The following is a 23,757-nucleotide window of genomic DNA, read 5'->3' on the forward strand; positions in this document are numbered from 1 at the left end:
GCCGCACCGGCCTGCCGTGTCGCGCGCGCCCTGGAGAATCGCCGACCGATCAGCAGCCAACCGAGATGAGCGATAGAACGCCGTGGCTAGCTACTCAATCGAGACCAGCGAACAGGTCGTGTTCGAATCCATCGGCACCCACCTGGCCGCGAGTGCCGCGGACCAGTGCGAAGTGCTCTTCGGGCAGTACCGGCAGCGCGATGTTGTTCGACAGAGCGAATTCCCGGCCACTCGGCGCGACGGTGACCTGGGTGGCGTGTGCGCGCATGGCGGCGCGCTTGGCCGAGACCACATCGGAGACGTCGACCACGGTGCTCACCCCGCTCGTCGACATGGCGGCCAGCTCGGCCTCGACCGGCAGACGCCAGCCCGCGGGCAGCGCGCCCGGCAGTTCGTCGACGGTGCGGCGGGCCAGCGCGGCGGTGTGCTGGCGCAGCAGGTCGGCGTCGGTGACGGTCCAGTAGAACTTGGGGACATCCCAGCCCTGCTCGGCGGCCGCCTCGACGGCCGCGGTGGTGATCTCGTGCGCGCGGATGTGGTCGGGATGGCCGTAACCGCCGCGCGGATCGTAGGTGACCACCACCCGGGGCCGCAGTTCGAGGATCACCGCGACGAGTTCGTCGACAGCGGCGTCACCGGAATGCACGAAGGCTCGCGGGTTCGCCGCCGACGGCGTACCGGCCATGCCGGAATCGCGCCAGCGACCGGGTCCGCCGAGGAATCGCGGCTCGGTCACGCCGAGGGCCGACAGCGCGGCGGTGAGTTCGCCGATGCGGTAGCCGCCGAGCTGGTCGGCTTCGGTGGCGATCAAGCGAGACCACCGGTCGCCGATGACCTCACCCTCCTCGCCGAGCGTGCACGTCACCACGGTCACCGGGACGCCACGCCTGCGGTAGTGCGCGATCGTGCCACCCGTAGTGAGGGTTTCGTCATCAGGATGTGCGTGAACCAGCAGCAGTCCGCCGGTATCGGTCATGGGATCCTCCGCCACTGTGCCGTATCACCGAAGATGCCGACCTGGATCGCGCCCGACAGCGACACACCGTCGACGCGCGGACCGGCCGCCGCGACGACGTTGTCCTGCACGATCGGCAACACGGTCGACAGTTCCCAGAGCCGAGGCTCGGATTCGGCCAGGATCCGCGGCACATCGAACCCGCGCAGGGCTTCGTCGATCGAGGGCTGCAGGGTCGGGTCGCACACCCCGCCGATATTGCTCGGCGCCTGGCGGTAAGCCTCCGCCGCGGCCAGCGCGGGACCTTCGGCGCCTGCCGGTACGACCGGCGGGCAGCCGTAACGCGAGGCCAGTGCGGTGGCCGGGTCGCCGCCTGCCAGCTCCCAGCCGACGATGGCGTCGATCGAGGATTCGGTGAGGTCCTTGCCGTACAGCTCGTCGGCGGGCAGGCCGCGCACGGTGGCATCGATTCCGGCACTGCGCAATTGGTCGGCGGCGGTATTGGCGACGGCCAGCGCCGACGCGTCCTCGGTGACCGCGCCGATCCGCACCGACAGCCCCTTGCCGTTGCGCGCCACCGAGCGCGGGCGCGGCGCGGGCGAGGTGGGCGAACCGGTCTGCGGCGTCTCCGGCGCGCGGCCGTAACCGGCCTCGGCCAGCAGCGCGAACGCTTCCTCGGCGGTCATCCGCGGCGGCGCGGTGGGCACGTAGCCTGGGCTCGATGGCGAAAGTACTTGTGCGCGTGCGGGTTCCACCCAGCCGCCGGTCTGCGCGCCGACGGTCGCCAACAGGGCGGGGTCGAGCAGCGCGAGCACCGCCTTGCGGACCCGGACATCGGCGAGGTCGCCGGAGCGGCCGTTGAGCGCGAGTTGCATTTCACGGGCCTGCGGCATGATCGTGGTGCGCACCGACGGGATCGCGGCCAGTTGCGCCTGGGTCGCCACGCCGCCGTGCACGAGCGCCATCTGCGCGTCTCCGGTGCGCAGCGATTCGGCCAGCTGCGAGGGCGTGCCGCCACGACGGAACTGGATCTGATCCGGCGAAGCCGGGGTGCCCCAGAAACGGTCGTTGCGTTCGAGCAGGATCTCGTCGCGCCCGCGATCGACCGATTTGATGGTGAAATTGCCGCCCGAGACCGGAATCTTGTCGACCAGGCCGCTGGTGAACCCACCCGGGGAGTCCTTCACCAGGTGCGAGGGCAGCAGGTTCGAGAACAGTTCACGCCAGGCGGGATACGGCTGCGCCATGGTCACCGTGACCGTTTTGCCGCCACCCGAGGACGCCACATCCGAGATGAGCCGGTAACCGGCCGGATCGACCACGCCGGGCTGGCTGATCATCTGCTGCCAGAGGAATCGGAAGTCCTCGGCCGCGATCGGCGCGCCGTCGGACCAATTGGCCTGGTTGCGCAGGGTGTAGGTGATGGTGAACGGCTCCTGCGCTGTCACATCGGCCGACACGATCAGCGAGGTATCGGGCACCCACTCGACCAGACCCGGATGCACGGGACTCGGCGCGGCACGGAACGGGCTCGGCAGCACCATCGAACTCACCGCGCTGGTCACCGGCGACTGATCCGAGCGCAGATGCGGATTGAACCCGATCCCGATGTCGTCGATCGCGACGACCACGGTGTTCTTCCCCGGCTTGACCTGGGTGGTCTTGGGAGAGTCGGACGACTCGATCGGCGGTGGCGGATTCGCCGTGCAACCGGCCACGACCGCCGTCGAGGCGATCATCGCCAGCACCATCGCACGCCACCCTGCGTGCCGCCCCGAACTCACCTTGCGCACTCTACCCAACCCCTCGATCGGCTGCCGTTCGGCCAGTACAGGCCTACGAAAAGGCGTCGGCCGGGTCCGTTTCCGGTACCCGGCCGACGCCGTTCGAAACTACTGCTGCCTAGTTCGCGGCGGCCTTGTCGCGAGCCTTGCGACGCGACAGGTCGCGGGCCCGCTCGTTGGCGCCGAGGACGAGCTTGCGCACGCGAACCACCTCGGGGGTGACCTCCACGCACTCGTCTTCGGTGCAGAACTCCATCGCCAGCTCGAGATCGAGCTGCAACGGCTTGGCCATGGTCTCGAAGGTGTCCGCGTTGGCGCTGCGCATGTTGGTCAGCTTCTTCTCGCGGGTCACGTTGATATCGAGATCCTCGGCGCGCGGGTTGATACCCACGACCATGCCCTCGTAGGTGTCGGCGCCCGGCTCGACGAAGAACTGACCACGGTCGGCCAGCTGGATCATCGCGAACGGGGTGACGGTGCCCGCGCGGTCGGAGACCAGCGAACCGGTGTGGCGGGCGCGGATCTCACCGGCCCACGGCGCGTAACCGTGGGCGACGGCGTTGGCGATGCCGGTGCCGCGGGTTTCGGTGAGGAACACGGTGCGGAAGCCGATCAGGCCACGCGAGGGGACGATGAACTCCATGCGCACCCAGCCGGCGGCGTGGTTGCTCATCTGCACCATCTTGCCCTTGCGAGCGGCCAGCAGCTGAGTGATCGCGCCGAGGTACTCGTCGGGGCAGTCGATGGTCAGCTCTTCGAACGGCTCGTGGGTCTTGCCGTCGACCTGCCTGGTGACCACCTGCGGCTTGCCGACGGTCAGTTCGAAGCCCTCACGACGCATCTGCTCGACCAGGATGGCCAGCGCCAGCTCACCACGACCCTGCACCTCCCAGGCGTCGGGACGGCCGATGTCGAGCACGCGCAGCGACACGTTGCCGATGAGCTCGGCATCAAGGCGCGACTTGAGCATGCGGGCGGTGAGCTTGTGGCCCTGCACCCGGCCGACCAGCGGCGAGGTGTTGGTGCCGATGACCACCGAGATGGCGGGCTCGTCGACGGTGATGCGCGGCAGCGCGATCGGGTTCTCCGGATCGGCGAGGGTGTCGCCGATCATGATGTCGGGGATACCGGCGATGGCGACGATGTCGCCCGCCTCGGCGACCTCGCCGGGCTGACGCTCCACACCGATCGTCTGCAGCAGTTCGGTGATCTTGACCGTCTTGGCGCCGTCGGCGTTGATCCAGGTGACGTTCTGACCCTTGCGCAGCTCGCCCGCGTAGATGCGGACCAGGGCCAGACGACCGAGGAACGCCGACGCGTCGAGGTTGGTGACGTGGGCCTGCAGCGGCGCGTCCTTGTTGCTCTTCGGTGCCGGGATGTAGTCCATCAGCACCTCGAACAGGGCGTCGAGGTTCTCGGCGTCGGGAGCGGAACCGTTTTCCGGCTCCACCTTCGAGGCCTTGCCCTCACGGCCCGAGGCGTAGAGGACCGGCAGGTCGAGCGCCAGCTCGGCGGCTTCGGCGGCCTCGTCGTCGAGGTCGGAGGCCAGGTCGAGCAGCAAGTCGTGCGACTCGGAGACGACCTCGGCGATGCGGGCGTCGGGACGGTCGGTCTTGTTCACGACCAGGATGACCGGCAGCTTGGCCGCGAGGGCCTTGCGCAGTACGAAACGGGTCTGGGGCAGCGGGCCCTCGGACGCGTCGACGAGCAGCACGACACCGTCGACCATGGAAAGGCCGCGTTCGACCTCGCCACCGAAGTCGGCGTGGCCGGGGGTGTCGATCACGTTGATGACGGTGAGAGAACCGTCGGGGTTATGGCGATGGACGGCGGTGTTCTTCGCGAGAATGGTGATGCCCTTCTCGCGCTCGAGATCACCGGAGTCCATGACGCGGTCGACCAGTTCGGCTCGCTCAGCGAACGCGCCCGACTGACGAAGCATGGCGTCAACCAGCGTCGTCTTGCCGTGGTCGACGTGGGCCACGATGGCGACGTTGCGAAAATCGCGTGAAGACGACACGCCTGGATCCTCCTGCTGTTGGGGTATTTGGCGCGCATTCATCTGGCATCGCGGCCTGTTACAGCCTACCGGTACCCCGGTGACAGTCTCGTGTCAGGCTTTGTACTTAGGCTACGCTAACTCCCATGGGCAAGGTGAAGGCGAAGAAGGTCTCGAGCCTGAAGCCGAAGAAAAAGTGCTGCAGGAAGAAGACGCGCTGCTTCAAATGCCCCGTCGTCATCATGCGAATGAAGAAGGCCGAGGCCGCCGGAACAAGCGGTAAAGATCTCAAAAAGGCCTTGAAGTTGGCGCGCGCCAAGTAGGCGGAGGGGTACAACCGAGGTATGAGTACCCCGTTGCTCTCCGCCCCCGAACTCACCATCGCGCTGGCCACTCTTCCGGAGTGGTCACGCGAGGGTGACGCGATCACCCGCACGGTGCAGGCACCGAGTTTCCTCGCCGGCATCGAGACGGTCCGCAAGGTCGCCACCGCGGCCGAAGCGGCCGATCATCATCCGGATATCGATATCCGTTGGCGCACACTGCGTTTCACGCTGAGTACGCATTCGGCCGGTGGGCTCACCGCGCTCGATACGGCGATGGCGCACACCATCGACGACCTCGTCGACTGACAAGCGTCAGCTCGCGGGCACCTCGGCCGTGCGACGGCCGGGGAGTTGCGCGCGCAGGCTGTCGCGGCCACGCCAGATCAGCCAGCCGAGCAGCACGAACACGCCGATCGCATCCACCGCGCCGAGCCAGGCCAACGGCCACGGGCGCGGGATGGTCCAGATCGTCGGCTGCGCGAACGAGAGCACCCACGGCACGCCGACCAGCATCGTCAGCACCCAGAACCCCGCGATGATCCGCGCGACGCGCTCGGCCCGCAGCGGCCCGTAGAGCAGCCACAGCACCGTCGGGATCAGCCACACCCAGTGGTGTGACCAGGAGATCGGCGAGATCATCAGCCCGAACAGCTGCACCAGCACCAGGGTGCCGAGCCGGTCGTCGGGGCCGAGGGTGCGCCACGCGCAGAACGCCAGCACCGTCGTGACCACGACGGCGGCAAGCCACCACGGCCCGGACTGCACGTCGTAGCCGAGGATGCGGCTCAGCGCACCGCGCAGCGACTGGTTCCACACCGAGCCCACCGGGCCGATCCGGTCGGCGTCGCCGAGCAGGGTGCCGAAATAGCGTTTCGCCTCGTGTGCATTGATGAGAAAGCTCACAGCGACGGTCAGCCCGAAGGCCGCCGCCGACCACAGCACTGTCGCCCAGCGCCGCCGCGCCACGAAATACAGGCCGGTGATGGCCGGGGTCAGCTTGATGCCCGCGATCACGCCGACGAGGGTGCCCGAGATCCACCAGCGCGCACTGCGCACGGCCAGCATCGCGCCGAGCACCAGGAACACATTCACCTGGCCGTAGTCGATCGTGGTTCGCACCGGCTCGAGCCACACGCCGAGCGCCGTCCAGCCGACGGCCGCGGTGATCCACGGCGTCTGCTTCGCCTTCTCCGCGCCGAGGAGCAGCTCGAAGCTGATCCGGATCACCCCGTAGAGCGCGGCGACCGTGGCCAGCATCCAGCCGACCGCCACGAGGGTGAACGGCAGATAGTGCAGCGGGAAGAACACCAGCGCGGCGAACGGCGGATAGGTGAACGGCAGCGGGAAGTCCGGCGTCACCTCCGAGTAGGTGAAGTCGTAGAGCCGATCGGTGAGCAGTGACGCCGACCCGTCCACGTAGACGTGCAGATCGACGACATTGAGCCCGTTCGGGGCGAAGAGCATCCAGGCCAACCGGGCGAGCACGGACAGTCCGAGCAGCGCGAGAGCCCATCGGAGGTGTCTGTTCAAAGCCAGGCTTTCGGTCGGATGGGTGGCGCCGGGCGCCGTTTCACGGTGCTCCGCTACTTTAACCGGGCGTCGATCGACCCCCGCGCGCACCGGCTGCGACGACACCATCGGTAACATTTGCATCAACATCCCCAGGTGTAACGCCAGTCAGGGCTAGCGTCGATGAGCATGGTTTCGGCCGGTGATCCGCTCAGGGCCCGGCGGCTGTACAACACGGCAGCGTTGTCCTTAGAGTGACCCCCGACATGTTGGGGTCGACAACCCTCGCCCATCGCAAACCGAGGTAAGGACGGCTAGACAAGTGCTTCGTAGCCGAGGATCGCGGATCGCAACGACCGCTCTCGCCATCGCTGCCGGTGCCATGCTGGCCGCGCCCGCATCGACCATCGCCGCGCCCGCGCCCGCCCCACAGGCGGCGCCGATCAGCGTCCCGATGGTGCCAGAAGGCGTTCCGGTCGACGCGCTAGCCGCCTTCGCCCCCGCCGTGGCCGGCCTGGTAGCGGGCCCGGCCGACGTCGCCAGCCCACAGACCGCCCTGCTCGATCAGGCGCGCGCACTGCTGGCAACGCTGAACCTGCCGCCCGCCATCAAGGCCACCCTCGAGCGGATCATCACCTTCCTCGACGGCAGCGGCGGCGGCGGTCCCGAACTCCCGCAGGACGGCCCGGCCATCGCGCAGTTCCTGTACCCGACGATCGGCAAGGGCTGCATCGGCGACGGCGCCGATTCGGTCGGCACCGCGCTCGCGGTCGCCGGTCCGGCGCAGCTGCCCCCGCCCGGCCCCGCCGCCGGGCAGGCCGGTTTCGTGTTCACCGCGCTCGGCACCAAGGCGCCGACCGGTGAGCAGAACCCGCCGATGACGGTGCAGTGGCTCAACCTCGACACCCGTCAGTCCGCGATTCAGACGCTGACCGACGAGGCCAAGATCAACCCCGGCGGTCCGGCCACCCTGTCGGCCATCGCGAACACCGGCCACGGCCGCGTCGTCGCGGTGATCTCGGGTTCGCTCACCACCGCCGCCGAGGGCGCCGCACCGCGCACCTGCACGTTCATGCCGACCCTCGGCTTCTTCACCGTCTAGGTAGTACATCCACTGAGCCCGGTTCGTTCCTCGCGAGCGAATCGGGCTCAGTTGTTTTCGGCTGTTCCCGCGGGCATCGCGATGTGGTAGACCGAGACGATGGCGACCACGCATGGATCTCGCAACATTCGGTCGACTCGCAGCAGCCGCTCGATTCTCTCCTACCGATCCGAGGGGTCGATCCTGTCGATCGGATCGGCCTATTCGGTGTTGTCCATCGGCAGCGTCGGCTCGGTGCTGTCCATCGGCTCGATCGGGTCGTTCGGGTCGGCGATCTCGTCGGGCTCGTTCGTCAGCTTGGGTTCGGCGCTGTCGGGGCTGTCACGCTGGTCGCTGCTGTCCTGGCTCGGGAACCATTCCGCACCCGACACCACGACACCGCTGTGCGTGATGCCCGACGACGAGCCCGACTTGCGTCACGGATCGACGTGCCACTGCCAGACCTGATTCACCACTGGCCGTAGTCCTCGGCCAGCACCCGGTTCAGATCGACGCCGACGCCGTCGATCGAGCGCTTGTCGATCTCGAATTGGTGCAGGTGCGCGGAATCGTGCACGAAACCTCGCTCGGTGCCCCAGTTGTGTTGCCAGAACCAGGAACCGAGGCCCGCGTCGAGTGCGCGGTCGATGGTCGGCGCGTTGGCGTAGATGCCGACGAGGTCGGGTCCGAGCACCGACTGCCAACCCTCGATATAGGGCGCGATCATCTCGTCGAACTCTTCTTGCGACGGGTTGTCGTCGATGGAGGCGTAGATCGGCGCGGTGTCGGGTCCGCCCGCGGCGACGTGGATGGCCCAGCCGCGCTCGGCGTGTTCCTTGCCCGCTTCGAGGCCGCCGCGCCAGTCGGCCGTCGGGCCCTTACCGAACTGATAGTTCGACACGATCGACAGGCCGTTGGCCCACAGGTCCTCGACCTCGGCGGCGAGCAGCGGCTTACCTTCCATCCACTCCGCGCCCGGCCTTCGCTCGGAGACATAGCGGATGACGCCGATATGGCCTTCGGCGGCGATCGACGCGGCGGAGGGAACCCCCGCGGCGTAGTCGACCATGGTGCCGAAGGATTGGGCGCGGGCAGGGGCGGCGGCGAGGCCTGCGCCGATCGTGGCCGCGGCGGCGGCCAAGCCGAAGAACTTCCGCCGATTCACCGGAACAGAACGCATCGCAGGACTCCTTCGCGCAAACCCGACCTTCAACCGGCAAGCGAACCCGGCGCGCCTTCCCCGAAAATCGCGCGCCGGGAGTCTGGAACGTGCGATTCATTGCACCACAACCCCAGGGGAACCACCAGAACCAACGGCAACATTCGCCCCACGAGTCACACGACTCAGGTCGCGCCGTCGATCGCCGCGCCCACATCGATGGTGCGGCCGGTCGGATCGGCCAGTTCGGTGCTCACCACCGCGACGACCTGCGCGACGACCTGCTTCTTGATCCCGGCCAGCCGGGCCAGGGTCGCCGCGCGCAGGCCCTTCGCGGTGAACTCCATCGAGATGTCCTCGAGCGCGGGCGGCGGCACCTCGATCACGATCTGCAACGGCTCGGCGGCCCTTGCCGTGAGGACCAGCGGAATCTCGAGGTCGGCGCGGTAGTGATTGGCTTTGAGGACGTCGACGGTGATGTCGAGCCCGACCGGCAGCGTCATATCGAAGATCCGCAGCTCGCCCGGCTCGCCGAGGCCACGATCGATCACGCGCGGCTGCTCGATCGCACCGCGCACGGTCACCGTGGCCGCGCCGCGTGGGCCCTCGGCCAGCGGTCCCACCTCGATCTCGTTGCCCGCCAACTGCGCGACCACGCCGTGCACGCGATCCCTGGTGACGATGGTGGTGAAGAAGCGCAGACCGAATTCGCGGTAGTCGATCCATTCGAAGACGGTGTCGTTGCGATGCGGTGAGCGGTAACCGTCCAGGATCGCCTCGATATCGAAGACCCGCTCCGAGCGCACCTTCGGATCGCCGACGATGGCATTGACCCGGCTGGCGACCTCGCGCTGCACCAGGCCCGCGATCGGGTCGAGCAGCATCTCCCACGCACCGTCGATGGCCTCGGCGCGCAACGTGAAGCTGACGTCCTTGGCCGTCACGGGGGCGACATCGATCACGACCAGCAGCGGGGCGGCGGTGCGGGCGTGCAGCGTCAGCCCGATCTCGACCACGGCGGCCAGGCGCAGTTTGCGTCCACCGAGGACCAGTTTCACGGCCAGGGTCAGCGGGACCTTCACGCCGAAGCTCAGCGCGTCACCGCGAGTACGGGTGACGACAGGGGTTCCCAGGGTGCCCTCGGCGACGAAACCGGCCAGCCCGGCGGGGCCGAGGGAGAACGGGCCGATCTTCACGCCACGCCCGGTCATCCCCGATACCGCGGCGGTGATGCGCTCCTCGGTCACCGCGTAGGTGACGAATCGTTCGCCGAAATCGGCGTACTCGATCCTCATCGGCTCACGACGTGGCTGCTCGTCCACCTTCACACGCACATCGAACACGGTACGTGACGTCAGCGAACCCGCTGTTGGTGGCACAACTCCCCCGTCCTGCCGATGAGGGGGAAGCAGGACGGAGGAGCCGGCGACGGCGCTGCCGGGCGCCGCGAGTTCCATGGTACGGGTATCGGCGTGGTACCGCCGTCCAGGATCATCGCAGTTGTCTTGAGCGCCAATCGATTTCAGAATCGCCCGTAACCGACCAGATCGGCGGTTTCGGCGGGTGTGATGGTTCGGACCCGAACCCCGCCCATTTCGTTGCCGCCGATGGTGGTGATCGTGTCGCCCTCGGCCTTCAACACGATGTTGGTGTGCTGGCCGAGCGGGCTGTCGGGCCCGTAGAGGACCACGTCACCGGTGCGCGGGCGATAGCCCACGTCGGCGCGGGTGAATCGGCCGACCTGCTGGTAGTACTCCTGCAGCGTGTACACGCCGGGGATCCGCCAGGAACCGGAGTTCGGGTTGGCCAGCGGCCTGCCCGCCTCGCGCATCGTCCAGCTGACGAAGTCGGCGCACCACGCCTCCTTGACGCCCTCGGCGTACTTCGGGCCGTCGCCGGGCTGCTCGTACTCGCGGCGCAACACGTCGACGAGCACGACCTGCTGCTCGTCGAGACGTTCGCTGTCGAGCGCGGGGAACTGATCTCCCCAATCGTGCTGCCACCACACAAGTCCGACGACTACCACGGTCGCCGCGGCCAACATTCCGGAGATTCCGACGATCCAGGGCGTGCGTCGACCGGATCGTTCGGCGTGAATCTGCGTCATCGCCCCCCACTCTCATTCGTCCTTCTGACCTATTGGACGAATCGCGAGGGCGTTCGGTTCCCGATCGCGGGTGTTTTCCGAAGCGGACGGGCAACAACCGGGTGGACCCCTGCGCCACCCGGGTATCAGCCCGGCGATCGCTCTCGGCGCGCCAACGGGTGCGCGCCGTCCCCTCCGGCGACCTCGAGCCCGCGCAGGGGTGGTGTCGAACACTTTCCGCTTCGGAACACACTGGCCCGACCAGCACAGAGGCCGATGATCAGCCTGTGCGCGACGGTCGGGTAGCCACGCGCTGCCCCGCTCGGCTGACATGATTTTTGCGAAACCTTTACCCTCGGTCAAGCTAGGCGACTGTCCCAATTTGTACCTATGACCGAACCGGGAGTGCATTGTGGAAGACCCGAACGCGTCGATCTCGCGATACCTCCGCGAACGCCGCGAATCGTCGGGCCTGACCAGGGCGGCGCTCGGCGAGACGGCGGGCATCTCGCCCGCGCTCATCCAGAAGATCGAACAGGGCACGCGCACACCGACACTGGAGGCGCTGACCGCGCTGTTCGACGCGCTCGACGTGCCCGAGGTGTTTCGCGACCATCTGATCTCGCTGTCGGTGGCCCACCGCTACGACTCGACGCCCTCGCTCGTCCGACCGGCCGACCAGGTCCTGATCGACGGGATCACCCATCCTGCCAGCCTGCAACTACATCCGGTCTTCGAGATCCTGGCCACCAACGCCGCGTGGCGACGCCTCTTTCCCGGCCTGGTCACGGGCGAGTCGATGCTCGAGTGGATGTTGCTCGACCCGCGCGCCAGGACCGCGCTGGTCGACTGGGAGCAGCAGGTTCACCTGTGCGTCTACGCGTTTCGCGTGATGGGCCCGGGATTGGCGTCGCGAACGCGGATCGCCGAGATCGTCGAAACCTGTGCGCGCGCTTCCGAATGGGAGAAATTCTGGACCACCGAACCGTCGGCCACGCCCGGACCCGACGGACCGATGGTGCAACTGCGCGATCCGCACAGCGGCGCGCCGATCTCGATGGCGGTGCACTCCCTCGGCGCCTCCCTGGTACCGCGTCGGGACTGGTCGCTGGTGGTGTACTCGCCGGCCGCTGACTGACTCAGTCGGCCTTCTTCTTCGCCTTGGGAATGCACAGGGTCAAGGCGATGGCGGCGACCGCACCCGCCATCGCGATGAAGAACGCGGTGTGGAACGCAGACCGGGTCGGCACCATGTGCGGGCCGAGGTGCATGGTCATGTGCGCGAGCACGACGCCCATCACCGCCGCCGAGGTCGAAGTACCGACGGACCGCATCAGCGAGTTGAGGCCGTTGGCCGCGGCGGTTTCGCTCAGCGGCACCGCGCCCATGATCAGCGCTGGCATGGCCGCGAATGCCAGGCCGACACCGCCCGCGACGATGAGCGCCGAGAGCACGATCTGCCACACGGTGTCCATCATGACGACCGCGCACAGGTAGCCGAGCGCGATCACCGCCGAGCCGAGCGCCAGCGTGAACTTCGGGCCCTTCTTCGCCGACAGCCGCGCCGACACCGGCGAGAGCAGCATCATCACCAGACCGGTCGGCGCCATCGCCAGGCCGGCGACCACCATCGACAGCCCGAACCCGTAGCCGGTCTGCTTCGGGGCCATGAGCAGCTGCGGGAACGTCAGCGACATGCCGTAGAGCGAGAAGCCGACCGCGATCGAGGCCATATTGGTGAACAGCACGCGCGGACGAGCCGACACGCGCAGGTCGACCAGCGGTGCGGACCGGCGCAGTTCATAGGCGCCCCAACCGAGGAAGCTCACCAGCGACAGACCGAACAGCGCGAGGATCGAACCGCTCGCCCAGCCCCAGTCGGCACCCTTGGTGATGCCGATCAGCAGCGCGAGCAGGGCGATCGACAGCCCGATCGCACCACCGAAATCGAAGCGCGCGGGCGTGCGCACCGGCGACTCCGGCACGAACACGAAAACCAGCACCGCGCACACCACGCCGAGCCCGGCCGCGGTCCAGAACAGCATGTGCCAGTCCGTGTTCTGCGCGATCAGCGCCGAGAACGGCAGGCCGACGGCGCCGCCGACGCCGAGGGTCGCGCTCATCACCGCCATCGCGCCGCCGACCTTCTCGGGCGCGAGCTCGTCGCGCATGATGCTGATCCCCAGCGGGATCGCACCCACCGCGACGCCCTGCAGCGACCGGCCGAGCACCTCGGGCAGCAGCGAGCTCGACACCGCGCAGACCACCGAGCCGACGATCATGAAGCCGAGATTGATGACGAGGATTCGCCGCTTGCCGAACATATCGCCGAGCCGTCCGGCGATCGGCGTCGAGACCGCACCCGCCAGCAGGGTGGCGGTGACCACCCAGGAGGCGTTGGAGGCCGAGGTGTTGAGCAAGGTCGGCAGCGTCGGAATGATCGGGATGACCAGCGTCTGCATGAGAGAAACGACGATGCCGACCGTACTGAGCACCGCGATCAGCACGGCCGGGGCCGGGCGGCGAGCTTCGGGGAGGGCCGGCGTGACGTCGGCGGCAGTTACAGACACAAATATGCACGCTACACAGGGTGTGCATGGTACACAATTTGTGTCCGGGGTCACTCACGCGACATAGTTGGCACATGTCCGATTCCGGCGCCGCCGACGACACCCCGTTCACCCGCCTGGTGTTCGAGTTGAACCTGATCTCTCGGCACTTTCCCACGACCACCCGCAGGCGCCCCGGTTTCCTCCTCGACCGATCGGCGTTCCTCATCCTGACCAGGCTCGATCTCGGTGAACCGCTGAGCCTGCGCGAGCTGTCGGAGTCGTTCCAGCTCGATATCTCCACCATCAACCGCCAGGTCGGCGCGATGCTGAAACAGGAACTGGTGCAACGGGTCCCCGATCCCGACGGCGGCGTCGCCCGCAAGATCAAGACCACGGCCGACGGCAAGGCCGCGCTCGAAGCCGATCGGCGACACCGCAGCAGCGACATCGGCAAAGTCGTCGCCGACTGGGACGTCGACGATGTCGCCGACCTCAGCAGACTGATGCGCAAATTCAACCGGTCGGTCGAACAGCTGGAGGAAAACCCTTGGCCCAGACCGCCGCGCAGCGATAGCTGATCGCGCTAAGCTGCGCGGCGTGGTCACTCACCGGTCTACCCGCCCGAGCTGGCTTTCCTGGGACAACTACTTCGTCGGCGTCGGCGGCCTGGTCCTCGGCCTGTGCTTCGGCACCTGCGCCGCGCTGATCGCCGGGCCAGGACACAACCTCGCGGCGATCGCCCTCGTCGCGCTCGCCGTGATCTGCATCCTGCCCGCGCTGCTGCGCGCCCTCGGCGAACTGAGCGTGTGGGCGCGGCTGGCGATCCTGCTGATCGGCTTCGCGCTACTGCTACCCGCGATTCTGCTCAGCGGCGAGGTGCGCGACTGGGCGGCCGAGCGCTGGGAAAAGGCCTGGAACTAGATGTTGCGCATCGGGATCGACAGCAGGACGCGCAGGGTGTTGTGGATGAACTGCGCCGACTGCCAGGTGAGATAGGACGCGACCGCCGGATCGATCGACGCCGACGCGGCCGCCGACCCTGTCGCCGAGTTCGCGGATCCGCTGGCCGAGCCCGACGCCGAGCCCGAACCCGGAAGTGCGGCAGCGGTTCCCGCCGAACCGAGCAGGCCGATGGTCACCGCCGCCCCTACCGCCGCGGCTCGAACGGCGTACAGCTTGGACGTTTCACGACCGGACAACATCAGATGAATCCCACTCTGTCGAAAAGCATTGCGAATGCCCAGTATTCACACCAGAACTCACCGCCAAACCTGAATCGCCGGGATTGCCCCGATGTTCGGTTCGCACGGTGAGTTCGTCGGTGAGCCCGACCCCGGCTTTATGGTGCGCCACAGCAGGTGACAGCGCCAGACCACGATTATCGGGGCATTCACGTACAGACCGGACGGTTGGCAGCTGACGTCTGCTCGACCCCGGTCAGGTAGCCGCCGTGCCGCGGCGGAACACAACGACGCCGGGGTTCGCCACCTTCTCAGTGGCAGATCCCCGGCGCGGGTTCATCTATCGCCTCGACCACCGGCGTGCGGGAGCTGCGATCTCCTCACGCTCCCGTGCCGCGGCGGCCAATTCCGAGCCGCGTTCGCGGGCCGTCTCGACCAGAATCGTGCCTCGTTCGCGCGCGGCTTCGGCCAGCTCCGGCCCCTTTTCCTTGGCGACCTCGGCAATCTGAGCGCCGCGGGTTCGCGCGGCCTCGGCCACCTCGGGACCCCGGTCTTTCGCCACATCGACCAGGTGCGCACCGCGGGTTCGCACAGCCTCGGCCACCTCGGGACCACGGTCCTTGGCGACCTCCACCAGGTGGGCACTGTGGTTGCGCACCGCGTCGGCCAGCTGCGGCCCCCGTTCGCGGGCGATCTCGGCCAGCGCGGCGCCGCGCTCGTTCGCGACCTCCGCCAGATGCGCGCCCTGCTCGTGGGCCACCTCGGCGAGATGCGCGCCACGAACCTTGGCCGCGGCGGCGATGGCGGCGCCTTCGGCCGCGATGCGGGGCTCCTCCCGCGAGAATGCCCGACGCGCCCGCCAGCCGAGCGACGGCTTACCCTCGGTGTCGGCAGCGGCGATCATCAGCCCGCCGAGCAACCCGAGGTCCTTCAAGAACCCCACCCGCTTCGCGGCCTTGCGGTCCGGGTCGCTCTCGGCCCAGAAGTCCTGCTCGGTGACGGTCCCCGGCACCACGGTCGCGGCGAGCACGAGGGCCGCGGGTCGCGGTGCCCGTCCACTGGCCAGCAACAAGCCACCGACCACCTGCGCCGCGGAGTTGATTCGCACGAATTGACTCGGATCGTCGGGCACCCGCGCGGCCAGTGCGTCGGGCAGACCGGTCCTGCCCTTGTCGGCCAGCGCGTTCGCGGCGGCGGCGCGGGGCTTCTGATTCATCAACCCGTTCACTCCGGCGGCCACGAATGTGGTCCCCAGCAGCGCGCGAGCAATGCGTCGAACAGGCTTGATCGGCATCGTCGATCCCTTCGTGTCTACGACTGGGAAAACGGCTCCCTACATTCGACTACCCGGGTCTTGCCATCACAAACGATGGACGAGACAGGGCATGCCCTGTCCAGTGACTACCGTCGACCGGGTGCCCGACAACACCGTCCAAGCCGCTTACACCGCCATCCACAACCTCTATATCGAATCCTTCGGCTCGCCCACCGACCTCGACCCCGAAGACACCGCCTTCGCCGGCACCCACCTTTCCCCAGGCCCGGTCCTCGACCTGGGCTGTGGACCCGGTCACTTCACCAAATTCCTCACCGACGCGGGCATCCCCACCACCGGTGTGGACCTCGTCCCAGAATTCATCGCCCACGCCAGATCGGCCTATCCGAACATCACGTTCGAACTCGGCTCGCTGCGAGCGCTCGACGCCCCCACCGAGTCCGTCCCCGGCATCCTCGCGTGGTTCTCCCTCATCCACATGGACCCCACCGAACTTCCCGCCGTGCTCGCGGAATTCCACCGGGTGCTCACGCCGGGCGGCCGACTGGTGGTCGGCTTCTTCGAATCCACCGACCTGGTCGAACCCTTCCCGCACAAGGTGACCACGGCCTACCGCTGGCCGACCGACCACCTGTCCGCGACCCTGCGCGCAGCCGGATTCGCCGAACTCGACCGCCTCCACCACCCCGCATCCGGAAACGTCCGGCCGCACGCGGCCCTGGCGGTCAGCAAGGTCCGCACAACTACCGTCTGACCTGATCCCACAGCCGCAGGTACACCTCGGCGCCGTGGAAGACGTCGGTCATGATCTCGGGGCCGCCGAGGATACGGACTGCTTCGAGCCAGTCGGCGTAGGTCCCGTAGGTCGCGGTGCCGTCGGTATTGATGTCGAACGTTCGCTCGCCCCACTGCTCCCGGTCGAAGGTCACCTGACCGTCGTGCGAGACGAACGGATACCGCACGACATCGGCTCCCAGCGCCGCGCCCTGGCCGGCGATGCCGTTCATGTCCGAGCCGAAGCCGAAGCCGAAATCGCTGTTCGGCCGAGGCGCGGCCTTGGCTTCGCGCCAGGCATTCACGAAACCGGCTGGGCCACCAGCGTAGGGAGTCACGAAACCGCCTGCGGCATAGACGCGTTCGGTGGTGCGGGTCGAGTCCCAGCCGTGCGAGGACAGCACGCCCGCGTAGTCACGCTTTTCGATGATGGACATGACTTCGTCCGCGGTGGCTTCGCTCAGATGATCGACTTCGATGAGGAAGCCGTGATCGATCATCCGGTTGATCAGGTACGCGCCCAACTCGGTCAGACCGCGGGCATTGCAATGCGACCCCGCCGGGTACAGCGGCAACGGTGCGCCGCCGAGCAGCGGCCCGGTGAGATTCGCAAGGAATTGATTGATATGACCGGCGATGGGCGCCGAGATCTGAGTGCTGTCCTGTTCGGCGCCGGAGCACGGCTGCACGTTCCAGAACGTGCCGGTTTGCATGAAATTGCCCGCGTTCACCAGCAGGCCGGTGACGTCGTGGTCCATCTTGGTGCCGCCGAAGGCGTTGTCGAATTTGTGGACGGGGAAGAAGCTGCTGACTCCGATGCTCCTGAGCTCGGTCAGCCAGCGGTCGACATCGGCGCGGCCGCACTCGGGTTGTCCGAGAAAGACTCCGCATCCCATCGGGTCGGACAGCTCCATCCCGAGCACGACGGCGAGTTTGCCCGACGCGGCGACCCGGCGCGCTTCGCCCGGTTCGGTGACGATCCGAAAGAAGCCTTGTCCGGGCCCACCTGCCTGAGCATCGATGTAGTCCTGCAGTCCGCGCAGGCTGTTCGCCTGCAGACGTACGGAAGCCATATCGTCGCAAGGGTTTCGGCGGTCGGTCAGCATGGTGCACAGTGACTCGTTGTCGACCAGGTCGACCGTCATCACTCGCAGCCCCGCCTTCCACGAGCGCTCGATGCTGGTCCAGTAGGTGCCTTCCGCGGTGAGCACGGAGGGCTTGGGCCAGTCCCGGAAGGTGGGCCAGCCACGGGTATCGGCGCCGTGGAACGGTTCACCATAGTCGAGGAAGTCGGCGACCAGACCGTTGGTGCCGGTGCGATATTGCGCGCAATCGGGCAGGGCGGAGGTCACCCCATAGGGATGCCATGGGCGGCCGCAGTGGAAGTTTCCGCCCATGAACTCATAGGCGGTCACATGCGCGTGCGCGTCTATGGCGCCCACGATCGCGCCGTCCGCGCCGACGCTGGGGCCCGGCGTTCCCACCGCACCGGTTCGGGCCTCGGGAAAGTCCGCGCAACCGGTATCGGCGACGAAGTCGGCGGGCGTGCTGGTCGTCGACGCGGCATTGGTGAGAGTGAAACCGCCTGCGCCGGAACCATCTACCTTCCACACCGCGGCGGGTGACGGATTCTTCGCGGGGACGATCGACCCCGCCGATGCTTCCAGCACCTCACGATTGCGCCCGTAGAGGAGGTATTCGCCGAGTGCTGTCGCGCGCATCCGATAGGGCCCCGACGCCGGAACCAGCGGTCCGGCGGGAGTGGTGATCCGGTAGCAGCCGTCGACCAGCGAATAGCGGGTCTGGTCCGGGGCCGCGGTCGCCCACCCCGAGCAGCCGGGCACGGCGAGCCCCGCGACCGCCAGGATGGCCGCTGCTGACAAGCGAAAGATGTTCGGATACAAGGGTTCCCATTTCTGACCTAGAACTGTTTCACATTTGACGCGAACGATGGGTGCGCGCCCTTTCGGTCAAAATACTATGGAACATAGTTTTTCGTGTCGGTTCTCAGACCATGAGCAAGCACACCATCGCCGCGCTCAGCCCGACCACGACGACCGACGCGACGGGCGCGAGCAACATCGTCACGAACAGCATCGCCGTCGCCGTGCGACGTGCCGCCGAACGGGACTCCGGCGCGGCCCCCAAGCACTTCAGCCGCATCGCCAGTGATTCGTCGACCAAACGCAGCGGTGACGTCGGCGTGGTCGCGCCGTGCGCGGCAACCGTGTGCAGCGCGGCCGAGAGAGCGCGGGGGTCGGTCGAGGTCGCGGCCGCGCGATCGGCGGCGAACTCGACAAGGGTGGTCATCGCGGCCGGGGCGGCGGCGAACAGCGGAATCCACGAAAAAGCTTGGGCGAGAACCTGACAGGCGCCGACGATGTGGTGGTGGAACCCGCGTAGATGCGCGTGTTCGTGCGCGAGCACGGCACGCCACTGCGTGTCGGTGAGACAGCGCTCCAGACCGTCGGTGACCACGACGAAGCCGCCGCGCCCCGCGACGCTGTAGGCCAGCGGAACCGAGTGCTCGAGCCGCACCAGCTTCCCGCCGACGGCATCGACGCGGCCCACGATCTCCACCAACTCCCGGTGCCTGCGACGCAGCGCCGCCGTGCGCCCCCGGTGCCCGACGACGGTTCGCGCCAGCTGCCCGGTCGGCACGATCATGCCGATCACCGCGACCGGCATGATCAGCCCCGCCGTCATGGTGACGACCGTGGGCTCGACCGCGGCCAAGCTCGCCACCCACCTGCCCGCGGACAGATTGCCCGGCGGATCACCCGGCCAGGCCAACGCCACCAATGCCAGCACGCCGCACCCGATGGTGGCGGCGACCGCACCCAACCACGCCGTCATCCCGACGGCCGGGGCAGCGGTGAAATCGATGCGCGCGAGCGCTGCGGGAACGAGCACCGCCAACGCGATACCCGCGGCCAGGAGCGCCGTGATGAGGATCATGGTCCGTCGGCGAGGCCGCGGCGCAGCGCCTCGACCTCGCGCTCGCTGGCGGTGCTCACCAGGTGCAACAGCACCGCGGAGGAATCGGGACTGGCGTCGAGGATTTCGCGCAGCAGATCCGTGGTCGCCTCGGCTCTGGTTCGGGTGGGCCGGTAACGATAGGACCGGCCGATCTTCTCCCGCTGAACCCAGCGCTTCTCCCACAGATGCGTCACCACCGTCAACACCGTGGTGTAGGCGGGAGTCCGATCGTCGCTGTCCAGCCGCTCGACCAGATCATGCACCGACAGCGCGTCGGAACTGTCCCACAGCACCGCCATCACCTGGCTCTCGAGCGCACCCAGGCCCTTCATCACGCCCCCTCGCCCGAGCATTCACGTCCGGCTGCCCAATTTACTGTTCCGCATAGTTTTCGGGTCGAAACCGCGTCAGTTGTCGACGGCGTCAGCGATCCGCCGAGCGGCCTCGGCGGGCGTGATGTCGGAGGTATCGACAACCTCTGCCTCGCTGTGCAGCCAGGTACGCGCGGCCTCCGCGTAGGGCTCGAGGTACTGAAGTCGGAAAGACGAGGGGCCGAGAACGGTGTCACCCTCGATCCGCCCACGGAGGGTGTCCTGGTCGGCGTGCAGGACGAAGTGCCGGACGGGTATCGCATGCCGCGCCAGCCCGGTGCTGATCTCCCGCCAATACTGCTCGACCAGCACGGTCATCGGCATCACCAGTGTGCCGCCCGTGTAGTCGAGAATGTGGCGGGCGGTCTCGACCACCAGCGGTCGCCACGGTGGCCAGTGCTGAAAGTTGTTCGTCGCGGGCAGCCCCGGCGTGACGTCCATGAGCGTCTCACCGACCTTCTCGGCGTCGAACACCCGCGAATCCGGGATCAGCTTCTGCACGAGCGCACCGGTCGTCGTCTTACCCGCGCCGTGGGTGCCGTTGAGCCAGACGATCACAGCTCCGGACCCTAGCAGGAGCGTGGAACTGCCGCGGGCCGCCAGATTCTGCCGGCCGATCGAGCAGGCGGGCCTCAGGCGGCGAGGGCCAGCTGAGCGCGCTCGGGGCGGTCGACGTTGGCTGCTCGGCCGACCAGCCGGGCGATGGCCTCGGCGACCTGCGCGGGCTGTTCGAGGATCACCGAGTGGCCCGCGGCGTCGATCTGCACGAAGTCTGCGTAGTCGACGGCGGCGGCCATGGCGACCGAGTGAGACGGGGGCGTCATCAGGTCGGCGGAGCCGCACAGGATCATGGTGGGGACGGTCGAGAGCGTGGCCAGGGCGGCGGTGCGGTCGAAGGTCTTGAAGGCGCTCAGGAAGGTCGCCATGGTCACGATCGACGTCGCGTTGTGCATCGCCTCGGCCAGCGCCAGCACGCGCTGACTGACCTTGCGATCGCCGAACTCGGCGGTGCGCACGACCGGGGCGAAAACCTTGCAGGCCAGTACCTTCGCGTGCTGCATCAGACGCGGTGCGCGCCGAACCGCGGCCTGGAAAACAGGGACGATCGGGTTGTGCAGCAGTCGGCCGAAGCCGGCGTCGGCCAGCCCGCTCGCGGCGGTGGCGACGAGCCCGACGCCGACGATGCGGGTCCCGACCTCGTGCCGGTACTGGTCGACGTAGGTCAGCACGGTCATGCCACCCATCGAATGCCCGACCAGCACGACCGGCCCGGCCGGGGCGACGGCGTCGAGCACGTCGTGCAGATCATGACCGAGCTGTTCGATGTTGTAGGTCTTCCTCGACGCCGCAGCGGAGTCACCGTGCCCGCGATGGTCGTAGCACACGACCTTGGCGCCGGTGTGCTCGCGCAGCAGCGCGTCCCGCACATCCGTCCACGACTCGGTCCGCAGGCAATGTCCGTGGATGAGGACAACCGTCATGTGCGCATCCCGCGCACCGTACTCACGAACCGCGAGCTCCACGCCGTCACCGGTCGACACCGAAACACGACGCTCGGCTGAGCGGGCAAGTGTGCTGATGTTCGACATCGGAGCCTCCGGTTCGCGTGTGGTGACAACATCCACTCTGCGCCGAATCGGGGCCCCTCATCAGGGCCCCGAGTACTGAGCCGGCTCCCCCGAGGGTGCACAGAACACCACCTTGGTGTCGCGGCGCGTCAGCTCCGTATTCCGGCGGGAACGTCGATCGCGTCGAGGTCCTCTTCGACGGCGGTTCCAGCGGCGACAGCGACGCCGTGCAGGTAGGTCAGCTCACTGTCCTGCGCGTAATCCGGGTCGACCTCCGCACTCACCTGCAGCAGGCCGCCGGGCGCGGTGTTGCTGAGCTGCGCGAGGCGCGCGTGCTCGGCCGCGGGCAGCGACGCGATATGCGCTCGGATATGTGGGTTCACACCCTCGTGGATCAACGGCACGCGAGCGGCGTGGCCGATGAGTCGGAACGAGGGCTGTTCGATGATCCGGGCATCCATGGCGGTGCTCCCTTCGACGGTCAGGCGGAACCTGAGTTGCGATTGACTTCGAAGGGGGCCGCCGTCGCGTCGCACATCAGCGGGCCGTACGCCGTGAACAGCACGGAACGCTCGCCCGAATGCCTCGGTCGACCCGTACCCGTACCCGTACCGGACGGCGATCGTCAGCCGAAGACCTGCGCGCCCGATGCTTTCTGCCCGATCCGATCGGGTGCCGCACACTGGTGCGCTCGCATACGAAAATCGCCTTCCGACACACCTTTTCGGCGGAAGGCACGGATTCGAACTATTGACGGACCTCGGCGAGGCGAGTCCCGCGCGACAGCGGGTGTGGTGAGCGGGTCAGCTGATGGACGAGTGGCTGCGGACGCGCGGACCGGTGTGCGAGGGAAGGTGCTGATAGCCGTGCAGGGTGAACAGCGGCCGCCGGGTGGGCGGGTGGGTCAATCGCAGATGCGGGAAGGTCTCGAACAGCGCGCGCAGGGCATGCGCCGCTTCCATCCGGGCCAGACCGGCGCCGAGGCACACATGGCTACCGCTGCTGAAGGACAGATGATTCTTGGCGTTGTCCCTGGTGATGTCGAACCGGGCCGGCTCGGTGAACACGGCGGGGTCGCGGTTCGCGCCGGCCAGTGACAGCACCACGGTCGACCCCTCGCGCAACTCGAGACCACCGATCTCCAGCGCCGTCCTGGTGGTGCGAGCGGTGGACTGCACCGGCGGATCGATTCGGAGGATCTCCTCCACCGCGTTGGGCCAGAGGTCCGGCTCGGCCTGCAACCGGGCCAGCTGTTCGGGGTGCTGGAGCAGCCAGACGACACCCTTGCCGATCAGGTTGACCGTTGTCTCGAAGCCCGCGGCCATCAGCAGGGTCGCCGACGCGCACAGTTCGTAGGTGGACAGATCACCCGAGGTGACCAGGCTGCTGAGGATGTCGTCGCCGGGTTCGGCGCGGAGCCGCTCGAGGTGGTCGACGAGATACCGGTGCAGTCGCTCCGAGGATTCCATCGCCCGCTGGTGCGTCTGCCAGGAGATCCCGAGGTCGAGCAACGGACTGATCTCGTCGCCCCAGTGCAGGAACATCTCGCGGTCGGCGTCCGGAAAGCCGAGCATCTCGGAGATGATGGCGATGGGCACCTGTGCCGCGTACCGCGTCACCAGGTCGGTGGGCCCGTCGTCGGGCAGCTCCGAGAGCAGTTCCCCGGTGACCGTCTCGATCCTGTCGCGCAGCCGGGCGATGGCCCGCGGGGTGAACGCCGTGGAGACCGGTTTACGCATCCGGGTGTGCTCGGGCTCGTCGATCATCAGCATCGACGGCGGATCCATCAGATTCGGCGGAAGAGGCTGACGCTCCAGCGCGCGCAAGACCGGCCCCGGTATCCCGAACACAGTGGGTATACCGACACCGAAACGGCTGTCGCGCAAGATTTCCCGGACCATGTCGTGATCGAAGGTGATCCACACCGGAAGGGCGCGGATCAACCCACCCTCCCCGCGCATCTCCTCGATCAGCGCGTACGGATTCTCGATCCCCTCCGCACCGCCGATCAACCGAGCGAACGGATTGCCACGACGAAGCAGGATCTTCTTGAACAGCAGGACCAACCCGTGGTTGTTGACCCACCGATACATGTAATGCGGTTTCATCGAGCCCCTCCGATCGTCGAACCGGCGAATCCCCTGGGTGCTACGAATA

25 protein-coding genes are annotated in these 23,757 nt (G+C 67.7%); 8 read left to right on the forward strand and 17 right to left on the reverse strand.

Going from position 1 to position 23,757, the window contains the following annotated elements; genetic code table 11:
* Positions 1-94 precede the first annotated feature (94 nt).
* The 3 genes from mshB to typA form a co-directional block, all read right to left on the reverse strand.
* Complete coding sequence (gene mshB / locus NS1_RS32300; RefSeq protein ID WP_062990684.1) at positions 95-976, reverse strand: N-acetyl-1-D-myo-inositol-2-amino-2-deoxy-alpha-D-glucopyranoside deacetylase; 882 nt, start codon at positions 974-976, stop codon at positions 95-97.
* Positions 973-2,706 carry an ABC transporter family substrate-binding protein gene (locus tag NS1_RS32305; protein ID WP_084504693.1) on the reverse strand — a complete coding sequence of 578 codons (1,734 nt, stop codon included), beginning with the start codon at positions 2,704-2,706 and terminating at the stop codon, positions 973-975. Before NS1_RS32305 ends, mshB begins: the two co-directional genes overlap by 4 nt.
* A gap of 151 nt (positions 2,707-2,857) precedes the next feature.
* Complete coding sequence (gene typA, locus NS1_RS32310; protein ID WP_235569368.1) at positions 2,858-4,759, reverse strand: translational GTPase TypA; 1,902 nt, start codon at positions 4,757-4,759, stop codon at positions 2,858-2,860.
* 125 nt (positions 4,760-4,884) lie between these two features.
* Here typA and NS1_RS41030 point away from each other — a divergent pair, with 125 nt between their 5' ends.
* Both NS1_RS41030 and NS1_RS32320 read left to right on the forward strand, forming a co-directional pair.
* The gene (locus NS1_RS41030; RefSeq protein WP_165610273.1) at positions 4,885-5,061 is read left to right on the forward strand and encodes a hypothetical protein; all 177 of its coding nucleotides are present in this window, start codon (positions 4,885-4,887) and stop codon (positions 5,059-5,061) included.
* Between the two features lie 21 nt (positions 5,062-5,082).
* Entirely contained in the window at positions 5,083-5,370 is a 288-nt protein-coding gene (locus tag NS1_RS32320) for a 4a-hydroxytetrahydrobiopterin dehydratase (protein ID WP_056813475.1), read from the forward strand.
* A 6-nt stretch (positions 5,371-5,376) separates the two neighbouring features.
* Here the strand turns inward: NS1_RS32320 and NS1_RS32325 are convergent, their stop codons facing one another.
* Positions 5,377-6,702, reverse strand: a complete 1,326-nt coding sequence (locus tag NS1_RS32325) for a mannosyltransferase (protein WP_371852112.1) — start codon at positions 6,700-6,702, stop codon at positions 5,377-5,379.
* A 193-nt stretch (positions 6,703-6,895) separates the two neighbouring features.
* Between NS1_RS32325 and NS1_RS32330 the strand changes: the two genes are divergently transcribed.
* On the forward strand, positions 6,896-7,675 hold the full coding sequence (locus NS1_RS32330) for an Rv1157c family protein (RefSeq protein WP_056813477.1): 780 nt from the start codon (positions 6,896-6,898) through the stop codon (positions 7,673-7,675).
* A gap of 99 nt (positions 7,676-7,774) precedes the next feature.
* Positions 7,775-8,122, forward strand: a complete 348-nt coding sequence (locus NS1_RS41975) for a hypothetical protein (protein WP_056813479.1) — start codon at positions 7,775-7,777, stop codon at positions 8,120-8,122.
* Position 8,123: 1 nt separating this feature from the next.
* Here the strand turns inward: NS1_RS41975 and NS1_RS32340 are convergent, their stop codons facing one another.
* From NS1_RS32340 to NS1_RS32350, 3 genes are all read right to left on the reverse strand, one after another.
* A complete protein-coding gene (locus tag NS1_RS32340; RefSeq protein ID WP_062990640.1) occupies positions 8,124-8,834 on the reverse strand; it encodes a DUF1906 domain-containing protein in 711 nt (236 codons plus the stop codon).
* A gap of 164 nt (positions 8,835-8,998) precedes the next feature.
* Positions 8,999-10,147 carry a hypothetical protein gene (locus NS1_RS32345; protein ID WP_255284772.1) on the reverse strand — a complete coding sequence of 383 codons (1,149 nt, stop codon included), beginning with the start codon at positions 10,145-10,147 and terminating at the stop codon, positions 8,999-9,001.
* Between the two features lie 188 nt (positions 10,148-10,335).
* Positions 10,336-10,920: a CHAP domain-containing protein gene (locus NS1_RS32350; RefSeq protein WP_062990642.1), complete on the reverse strand. Its 585-nt coding sequence runs from the start codon at positions 10,918-10,920 to the stop codon at positions 10,336-10,338.
* Positions 10,921-11,311: 391 nt separating this feature from the next.
* On the opposite strand from NS1_RS32350, the gene NS1_RS32355 reads away from it, so the two are divergent.
* Positions 11,312-12,037 carry a helix-turn-helix domain-containing protein gene (locus NS1_RS32355; protein ID WP_062990644.1) on the forward strand — a complete coding sequence of 242 codons (726 nt, stop codon included), beginning with the start codon at positions 11,312-11,314 and terminating at the stop codon, positions 12,035-12,037.
* 1 nt (position 12,038) lies between these two features.
* Here the strand turns inward: NS1_RS32355 and NS1_RS32360 are convergent, their stop codons facing one another.
* Positions 12,039-13,469, reverse strand: coding sequence for an MFS transporter (locus NS1_RS32360; protein ID WP_056813496.1), 1,431 nt, complete (start codon positions 13,467-13,469; stop codon positions 12,039-12,041).
* A gap of 74 nt (positions 13,470-13,543) precedes the next feature.
* Between NS1_RS32360 and NS1_RS32365 the strand changes: the two genes are divergently transcribed.
* Positions 13,544-14,029 (forward strand): MarR family winged helix-turn-helix transcriptional regulator, encoded by a 486-nt coding sequence (locus NS1_RS32365; protein WP_056813499.1) that lies wholly within the window; start codon positions 13,544-13,546, stop codon positions 14,027-14,029.
* Between the two features lie 19 nt (positions 14,030-14,048).
* Positions 14,049-14,372, forward strand: coding sequence for a hypothetical protein (locus NS1_RS32370; protein WP_056813502.1), 324 nt, complete (start codon positions 14,049-14,051; stop codon positions 14,370-14,372).
* Here NS1_RS32370 and NS1_RS32375 read toward each other — a convergent pair.
* Positions 14,369-14,653 (reverse strand): hypothetical protein, encoded by a 285-nt coding sequence (locus NS1_RS32375; RefSeq protein WP_056813505.1) that lies wholly within the window; start codon positions 14,651-14,653, stop codon positions 14,369-14,371. The two genes, NS1_RS32370 and NS1_RS32375, sit on opposite strands and share 4 nt — an antisense overlap.
* A 319-nt stretch (positions 14,654-14,972) precedes the next feature.
* Entirely contained in the window at positions 14,973-15,926 is a 954-nt protein-coding gene (locus tag NS1_RS32380) for a DoxX family protein (RefSeq protein ID WP_063816336.1), read from the reverse strand.
* Between the two features lie 121 nt (positions 15,927-16,047).
* Between NS1_RS32380 and NS1_RS32385 the strand changes: the two genes are divergently transcribed.
* Entirely contained in the window at positions 16,048-16,662 is a 615-nt protein-coding gene (locus tag NS1_RS32385) for a class I SAM-dependent methyltransferase (protein ID WP_255284773.1), read from the forward strand.
* On the opposite strand, the gene NS1_RS32390 is transcribed toward NS1_RS32385, so the two are convergent.
* From NS1_RS32390 to NS1_RS32420, 7 genes are all read right to left on the reverse strand, one after another.
* Positions 16,652-18,565 carry an amidohydrolase family protein gene (locus NS1_RS32390; RefSeq protein WP_062990649.1) on the reverse strand — a complete coding sequence of 638 codons (1,914 nt, stop codon included), beginning with the start codon at positions 18,563-18,565 and terminating at the stop codon, positions 16,652-16,654. The genes NS1_RS32385 and NS1_RS32390 overlap by 11 nt on opposite strands.
* Before the next feature lie 124 nt (positions 18,566-18,689).
* Complete coding sequence (locus NS1_RS32395) at positions 18,690-19,640, reverse strand: M56 family metallopeptidase (protein WP_062990651.1); 951 nt, start codon at positions 19,638-19,640, stop codon at positions 18,690-18,692.
* On the reverse strand, positions 19,637-19,993 hold the full coding sequence (locus NS1_RS32400; RefSeq protein WP_056813521.1) for a BlaI/MecI/CopY family transcriptional regulator: 357 nt from the start codon (positions 19,991-19,993) through the stop codon (positions 19,637-19,639). Before NS1_RS32400 ends, NS1_RS32395 begins: the two co-directional genes overlap by 4 nt.
* Before the next feature lie 75 nt (positions 19,994-20,068).
* Positions 20,069-20,590 carry a P-loop NTPase family protein gene (locus NS1_RS32405; RefSeq protein ID WP_062990653.1) on the reverse strand — a complete coding sequence of 174 codons (522 nt, stop codon included), beginning with the start codon at positions 20,588-20,590 and terminating at the stop codon, positions 20,069-20,071.
* A gap of 74 nt (positions 20,591-20,664) precedes the next feature.
* Entirely contained in the window at positions 20,665-21,621 is a 957-nt protein-coding gene (locus tag NS1_RS32410; RefSeq protein WP_062990692.1) for an alpha/beta fold hydrolase, read from the reverse strand.
* A gap of 128 nt (positions 21,622-21,749) precedes the next feature.
* Positions 21,750-22,061: a GyrI-like domain-containing protein gene (locus NS1_RS41980; protein ID WP_255284774.1), complete on the reverse strand. Its 312-nt coding sequence runs from the start codon at positions 22,059-22,061 to the stop codon at positions 21,750-21,752.
* 342 nt (positions 22,062-22,403) lie between these two features.
* Positions 22,404-23,708: a cytochrome P450 gene (locus NS1_RS32420; protein ID WP_062990655.1), complete on the reverse strand. Its 1,305-nt coding sequence runs from the start codon at positions 23,706-23,708 to the stop codon at positions 22,404-22,406.
* Between the last annotated feature and the right edge of the window lie 49 nt (positions 23,709-23,757).

The sequence above is a fragment of the Nocardia salmonicida NBRC 13393 genome, assembly GCF_001613085.1.
GTDB classification, from domain to species: domain Bacteria; phylum Actinomycetota; class Actinomycetes; order Mycobacteriales; family Mycobacteriaceae; genus Nocardia; species Nocardia salmonicida.